Consider the following 7,145-nt stretch of genomic DNA (forward strand, 5'->3'; position numbering starts at 1 on the left):
TTCCACCACCCGAGCATTAGCCTTTACCGATCTCCATCGGCTTGGTTAACTTAAACTAAAATGCCTTCTGGTAGGAAGGCATTTTGGAGCGAAAGACGAGATTCGAACTCGCGACCCCGACCTTGGCAAGGTCGTGCTCTACCAACTGAGCTACTTTCGCAAAATTTACACATTCGCTGTGTTCCTTTGGGGTTGCAAATATAGAAATTAAACTTTTCAATGCAAAAAAATAAAATAAAAAAATGATGCCATACCGATTAGTGGTTAAAAATCAGAGAGATAAATTTAAATGGATTTGATAATAATGGCACTGCTGTGCTTTGGAAGGCAATTTTATCCGAATAAATTTTATTGCCGGAGAAAAATTAAATAAGATTCAGCGTTAAATTAAGCCGGTTAAGATTTAAATCGGTGATATAATCAGCACTAATTGGAATAATACCTGTTTTTATTACAAATTTGTACGGTATTCTTTAAGGGCTAATTTTACTCTTACCATTTTGTTCTATCTTTAGCTCCTCTAAAAGTATTATCAAAAAATGGATAGTCAAACCTTATCGAATGAGCAATTTTTATCGGGCGGTGGCGAAATGGGTGCGCTTATGCGCTCAATGGACTGGTCTAAAAACCCTTTGGGCCCTGTCGAAAATTGGCCACAGAGTCTCCGTACTTCGGTAAGTCTTTGCCTTTCCTCAACTTTTCCCATATTAATTGCCTGGGGCCCTGAAACAATCCAGATTTATAATGATGCCTACAGGCCTATCTGTGGTGCCATGCATCCCGAATCGATGGGCATGAATTTCCGTGTGTGCTGGGAATCGGCACTCGAGGTGGTGGGCGATAAATTTACCCGTGGGCAAATGGGAGAGGGCACTTATATTAAAGATCAGCAGATGTTCCTTTTTCGGTACGGCTATCTGGAAGAGGCCTTTATGACTTTTTCTTTTGCACCGATACGGGATGAGACAGGTGGCGTTGGGGGAATTTTTCACCCGATAACCGAAACCACTGATAAAATGTTGAGTGCAAGGAGAACACAGGTGCTGCGTGATGTTGCTGCGTTGCTTGGCAAAGCAAAAACCATCGAGGCTATTGGCGTTCTTACTACCGAACATCATAATGATTTTGTAAACGACCTGCCTTTTTTACTTTTTTATGTATTGTCTCCGGATGAGGAAAATGCAGCATTGATAAGTGCAGCCGGACTCGAAAATGCGAGCCAACTTGCTGTTAATGAGATTAATTTTTCGGATAATAATCGTAAATGGCCTTTTTCCGAAGGGCAATCAGGTCCGCTGGTTATAGATGATCTTAACCAGCGTTTTGGCGATTTTGCATGTAAACCTTACCCTGAAGCACCGAATAGTGCCGTAATCCTGCCTATATTTCTTTCAGGTAAAGATATGCCTTATGGTTATATCGTTACCGGCGTAAGTGCACGTAGGGCCATGGATGAAGAATATTTGGGCTTTTATACGCTCTTGGCCAATACCTTTAGTACAGCAGTTTCTAATGTTTACGCTTACGAGCAGGAACAAAAAAGAGCGGAGGCGCTTGCTGCAATCGACCGTTCTAAAACTGCATTTTTTAGCAATGTAAGTCACGAGTTCCGTACGCCGCTCACATTAATGCTGGGACCATTGGAAGATCTGCAGCGTCATGCCATTATGGAAGATCCGCAGGTGAGGGAAACGGTTCTCGCTACCCATCGAAATGCATTGCGCCTTCTTAAACTGGTTAATAACCTGCTCGATTTCAGTCGGGTGGAGGCTGGTCGCGTTAAGGCAGCTTATCAACCGCTTGATCTTGCCGGCCTTACTGCCGATCTGGCCAGTAGTTTCCGTTCAATCATCGAAAAGGCCGGAATGAAACTGATTGTTGAAACCCCAGCCATTGAATTGGAAGCTTTTGTGGATATACAGATGTGGGAAAAGATCGTGCTCAATTTATTATCGAATGCCTTTAAATATACCCTTGAAGGGAGCATTACCTTAAAACTAGAGGTATTGGGCAATGCGGTAGAACTCGCTGTGATCGATACAGGTGTAGGAATTCCCGAAGAGGAACTTTCGCATATGTTCGAACGTTTCCATCGGGTAGAAAATTCTGCAGGCCGTACACATGAGGGCTCTGGAATCGGGCTTTCGCTGGTGAGCGAACTGGTTCACCTTCATGGAGGAGAAATTAAAGTAGAAAGTATTTTGGGCCAGGGTTCAAAATTTATCATAAATATGCCATTGGGCAGCGCACATCTTCCGCAGGAGCTGGTTTATGGTAAAGATTACCAGGCCAGTGCAACAAACCTCCGCGAATCATTTTTGCAGGAAGCTTCGGGTTTATTGGGGAATGAGTATACCAATGCTGCGGCGCCAAAAGAGGAACCCGATAATTTATACCTTGGCGGAGAGGAAGGAAAGGTTTTGGTTGTTGATGATAATGCGGATATGCGGGCTTATCTTAAACGCCTGCTCGAACCGGAATTTACGGTTTATACTGCCGTAAATGGTGCCGATGCGCTTGAACAATTAAGATCATTGAATCCTGATTTAATTTTAAGTGATATCATGATGCCCGTAATGGATGGTAAGACGCTTTTGGCCAAACTCCGCGAAAGGGAAGAAAAAAACTGGATCCCATTGATTTTTCTTTCGGCAAGGGCAGGGGAAGAATCGCGTATTGATGGCCTGGAAGCAGGTGCCGACGATTATTTGGTGAAACCTTTTTCAGGTCAGGAGCTGTTGAGCAAAGTGAGGGCGCAGATCAAGATCAATAGGGTTAGGCGTAGCAATGAACAGCGCATGCGCGATTTTGTGGCTGTGGCTACACATGAGCTTAAAACACCTTTAACAGCACTTTCGGGTTATGTGCAGGTGATTGAAATGAAAGCCAGAAAATCGCAGGAACAATCCCTAACCCATGCTGCAGAGCGTGCAAGGCATCAGGTAATAAAAATGTCGAAACTTGTTGATGATCTTTTGGACGTGAGCAAACTTGATGAAGGCATGCTGCATCTTAAACCCGAGCATTTCGATCTTAACGAACTGATCAATGAAACGATCTTGGATGTGCAGTCTACCGCTTCAAAACATCAGATCAATTATAGCGGAAATAGCGGGTTGAAATTATCCGGAGACCGGGACAAAATTGGACAGGTGATTACCAATTTATTGGTAAATGCCGTAAAATATGCCCCTGAAGCACCACAGGTAGACGTTTTTACAGAATCGGATGGTACTATGTTAACGGTTGGTGTACGTGATTATGGTATCGGGATCAAAAATGAAGATCAGCAACATGTGTTTAAACGTTTTTACAGAACAGATTCGGCACATAAGGGTTTCCGTGGTTTTGGCATCGGGCTTTACCTTTGTGCAGAAATAATAAACAGGCATGGCGGGCAGATCAATCTGGAAAGTGAACCTGAAAAAGGATCGCTGTTTTATTTTAAACTGCCTATCGAAAATTAGTGGCACATGTTTTTGGATATGGCGGATGAAGAGGAATCTAAAAGCTAAAAGTTGACCTTAATGATATGACAACACCAACAAGTATAGGAGAATTACTGGATCTGTATGATAGAGGGGAAAGAACTTTTGCGAACTGCGATTTTGAATTTCATGAATATATAGACAACATGATACTCGATAACTGCATCTTGGATGGTGTAAAGTTTAATGCTGCGAAATTTTACAAACTCAGTTTCTGTAGTGCCAGCTTAAATAATTGTGTGTTTAAAAATTGCCATTTCCAGAATGTAGATTTTCGGAATGCAAATTTAATCAATTCAGATTTTACCGGTGCCAACTTTAAAGACTGTCGGTTTGATGATGTTATGGTTGATCGCGTTCAATATTTCAATAACCGTCTTAATACAGAAGACTTTATTGAATATTTATCGAATATACATAGATAAATACATCCAAATTCTGTTTGAATAGTTTCTATACACTGGTTGTAGCGTCTTGCTACTGACAGATATTTTTAATGGCTAAACTTCGCCTTATATTCCGTCGGACTCAATCCGGAAATTTTCTTAAAAATGGTTCTGAATGCTTTTGCATCAATATAGCCAACTGAGTACATAATTTCATTGATGTTTTTGGTTCCCTTTTCCAGTGCCCTTTTTGCTGCCTCTATTTTAATCTGCTGGATATAGTCGATAGGCGGGAGTTTTGTGGCTTTTTTAAATCTGCGTGAGAAATTTACCCTATCCATATTGCATTTATCAGCGAGAAAGTCGACCGTTATTTTTTCGCTCGTATTCATTTCTATAAACTCCTGGATATCCCTTATAATATCGTCAGTATGCTTTTTTAACCCGGTAAATATCTGGAAAGGCGATTGCGAATGTCTTTCGATATCCAGTTGCATTAGTTTTGTACAAAAAAGTGCTGCTTCCCTTCCGAGGTGTTTCTCTACCAGATAAAGGCATAGGTTAAAGGCCGACATGGTGCCGCCTGAAGTATATACGCCCTGATGGTCGGTAATGATTTTATCCATGGCAAGCTGCGCTTTCGGGAACATCTTTTTAAAAAGATCTGCTGCCCTCCAGTGGGTAGAGCAGGGTTTGCCGTCTAAAAGGCCGCTTGCAGCCAATAAAAATGCTCCTGAACATAAACTCGCTACTTCTGTTCCTTTTCGATGCTGATCGGCCACCCAGTTTAGTGCTGCTGCATACTTTGTTATGGCTTCTTCTTCCGGATCAAATGCGGGGATAATGATACAGTCTGTTTTTTTGATTTCGCCAGGATGTTTTAAAGATTGAAGCGAAAAAAATGAATTGAGCATAGGTTGTCCAAATTCCTCGCCCACCAACTGGATATCGTAATAGGCAGGTTCACCTTTTTCTTTTAAAAATTGATTGGCCTTTTCAAATACTTCTATCGCGCCAAATAGCGAAGACGGTTTCAGGTTGCCGCCTACCAGTAAAAAACTGATCTGTTTCATAACTCAAAAATACATGATCTCGAATGTACAAACAACCCCTTATGTTGCTATATGAACACCCTATTGTTGTGTGATGTACCGGATAACTTTGCCTTATAAATACCTTATCATAAAAAATAAAAAAGATGGAACCTTTTAAAATTGAAATTAATACCGATCTGCTGGAAGATCTAAAGTCTAGATTGCTTAAAACCCGTTGGCCTGATGAAATAAAAAACAGCAGCTGGAACTATGGAACCAATTTATCTTACCTCAAAGAATTATGTAATTATTGGGCTAACGATTTTTCATGGATTGCACAAGAGGCATTGCTAAACCAGTTCGATCATTTTAAAACAGAAAATGAGGAAATAAACCTGCATTTTATCCATCAAAAAGGTAAGGGAAAGAAAAACCTGCCTCTTTTATTGATCCATGGTTGGCCCGATTCTTTTTATAGGTTTATCAAACTGATTCCGCTGTTAACCGAACCCGATGAAAACGGTGTTGCATTTGATGTAATCATTCCATCCATCCCGGGTTTTGGATTTTCTGATATCCCTAGAGAAAGCGGCTGCGGTCCTGCTAAAATAGCTGCGTTGTTCAATAAACTAATGACAGAAACACTGGCTTATGAAAGCTGGTTTATACAGGGCGGCGATTGGGGTGCAAGTATAGCCACACAAATGGCTGCACAGGAAAAAGGTAAAATACAGGGATTACACCTCACCAATGTACCGCCAGATCTGTTTTTTACAGCCAACTTTGCCGAATTCGGAGAGGATGAAAATGAATATCTGCAGGCTGCGGGAAAATGGCAGCGAACAGAAGGTGCTTATGTGGCAGTTCATAGCTCCAAACCACAAACCCTGGCTTATGGTTTAAACGATTCGCCTGTTGCTCTGGCAGCCTGGATAGTAGAAAAGTTTAACAGCTGGAGCGATAATGATGGAAACATTGAGGCTGCTTTTAGCAAAGATGAACTTTTAACCAACCTTTCTATTTATTGGTTCACGGGAACTGCCGGTGCAGCAACAAGGATTTATTATGAAACCGCACATCAAATACCTGCAAAAGAAAAGCTGGAAATTCATGCACCTGTTTATTTTTCAATTTTCCCTAAAGATTGCATACAGATCCCTGAAGCTTTTGCAAAACGCATATACAATGTTAAAAGCTGGAACAATATAGAAAGAGGCGGGCATTTCGCGGCTTTGGAAACTCCAGGATTATTGGAAAAAGAAATACGTAAGGCTTTTGCTGGTTTTTCGTATTGATTGTAAAGAGATAGAAATATCGGACTGTAAATGAAGATAACACCGTTTTACTACGCTCTGCAGTTAATTATTCAATAATATTTTCTCACCATATCAGGAAATATAAGAACATGTAACCCTATATGGTTCTTAAATCTGTATGTGGTGAGAAAAAAAGCCGCTTTTAGTAACTTGCCTAAACATCTAAAGATTTAGATTTAATATGGGAGCTGGTTCGCATTAACACTAAAACTAACCGGTAAACCTACATCATTTTAAAATCGGTTGGCCTCATATTCGTTAATTGTGAAAATGTATTGCTAAAGGCCGAAATACTCGAATAACCCACTTCGTAGGCAATCTGGGTAACATTCAGGTCGGTATCTTTCATCAGTTCCATGGCACGGATTACCCTTAGCATTTTAATGTACTGTATAAATGATATATGCAGCTGTAGTTGGAATAATCTGGTTAAACTCCTTACACTATAACCAAACTTTTTGGCAATGTCTTCCAGCATCAATGGTTCGCTTAATCTGCTGCGTAAATCGGTAGTGATATCATTTAAACGCTGATCATCTGTTGTAGGCAGCTGGATTGAAAATTTTTTTAAATCCTCTCTTGCCAGCAGGTTTTTAAGCGTGTTTAAAAACTCAAATTCCCACGAACCCGCAAAATATTCTCCATGCCACTTTGCAGTAAAGGAAAGCATTTCTGATAATAGCTTACTTACAGGATAAATCCCCAGTTCTTCATAAAATTTAGCAGCATTTTTATCCGGAAAATAGATATTGATGATCTGTAGATCCTGGGTATTAAACATCAGGTTATGAAAATAAGCTTTCGGGATCCATATATAATGATTGGACGGGATGTAATAGTCTTTTTCCCTGGTCCGCAGGTAGGCAATTCCCCCAAACACCAAAAGTAACTGCCCCTTATCGTGTCGGTGTGCCGGTAGCC

The 7,145-nt window shown here is 40.8% G+C and carries 5 protein-coding genes and 1 tRNA gene; 3 read left to right on the forward strand and 3 right to left on the reverse strand.

The genetic code is table 11. The features are described from left to right. Positions 1-84: 84 nt before the first annotated feature. Positions 85-160 (reverse strand) — tRNA-Gly (locus B2V92_RS10510). Positions 161-539: 379 nt separating this feature from the next. On the opposite strand from B2V92_RS10510, the gene B2V92_RS10515 reads away from it, so the two are divergent. Both B2V92_RS10515 and B2V92_RS26555 read left to right on the forward strand, forming a co-directional pair. Further along, a complete protein-coding gene (locus B2V92_RS10515; RefSeq protein ID WP_293307613.1) occupies positions 540-3,467 on the forward strand; it encodes a sensor histidine kinase in 2,928 nt (975 codons plus the stop codon). A gap of 167 nt (positions 3,468-3,634) precedes the next feature. Further along, positions 3,635-3,913 (forward strand): pentapeptide repeat-containing protein, encoded by a 279-nt coding sequence (locus tag B2V92_RS26555; protein ID WP_414691893.1) that lies wholly within the window; start codon positions 3,635-3,637, stop codon positions 3,911-3,913. Between the two features lie 68 nt (positions 3,914-3,981). Here the strand turns inward: B2V92_RS26555 and B2V92_RS10520 are convergent, their stop codons facing one another. Continuing rightward, the gene (locus tag B2V92_RS10520) at positions 3,982-4,947 is read right to left on the reverse strand and encodes a GlxA family transcriptional regulator (RefSeq protein WP_293307615.1); all 966 of its coding nucleotides are present in this window, start codon (positions 4,945-4,947) and stop codon (positions 3,982-3,984) included. Between the two features lie 125 nt (positions 4,948-5,072). On the opposite strand from B2V92_RS10520, the gene B2V92_RS10525 reads away from it, so the two are divergent. Continuing rightward, positions 5,073-6,203 carry an epoxide hydrolase family protein gene (locus tag B2V92_RS10525; RefSeq protein WP_293307617.1) on the forward strand — a complete coding sequence of 377 codons (1,131 nt, stop codon included), beginning with the start codon at positions 5,073-5,075 and terminating at the stop codon, positions 6,201-6,203. A gap of 244 nt (positions 6,204-6,447) precedes the next feature. Here B2V92_RS10525 and B2V92_RS10530 read toward each other — a convergent pair. Next, on the reverse strand, positions 6,448-7,145 hold a 698-nt coding region (locus B2V92_RS10530; RefSeq protein WP_293307619.1), incomplete at its 5' end, for a helix-turn-helix transcriptional regulator.

The sequence above is a fragment of the Pedobacter sp. UBA5917 genome, assembly GCF_002432345.1.
In the GTDB taxonomy this organism is placed as follows: Bacteria; Bacteroidota; Bacteroidia; order Sphingobacteriales; family Sphingobacteriaceae; genus Pedobacter.

Bases quoted from the DNA above. Each gene is read 5' to 3' on its own strand.
- B2V92_RS10525 (WP_293307617.1), top strand. From the start codon at position 5,073: ATGGAACCTTTTAAAATTGAAATTAATACCGATCTGCTGGAAGATCTA.
- B2V92_RS10515 (WP_293307613.1), top strand. From the start codon at position 540: ATGGATAGTCAAACCTTATCGAATGAGCAATTTTTATCGGGCGGTGGC.
- B2V92_RS10520 (WP_293307615.1), bottom strand. From the start codon at position 4,947: ATGAAACAGATCAGTTTTTTACTGGTAGGCGGCAACCTGAAACCGTCT.
- B2V92_RS26555 (WP_414691893.1), top strand. From the start codon at position 3,635: ATGATACTCGATAACTGCATCTTGGATGGTGTAAAGTTTAATGCTGCG.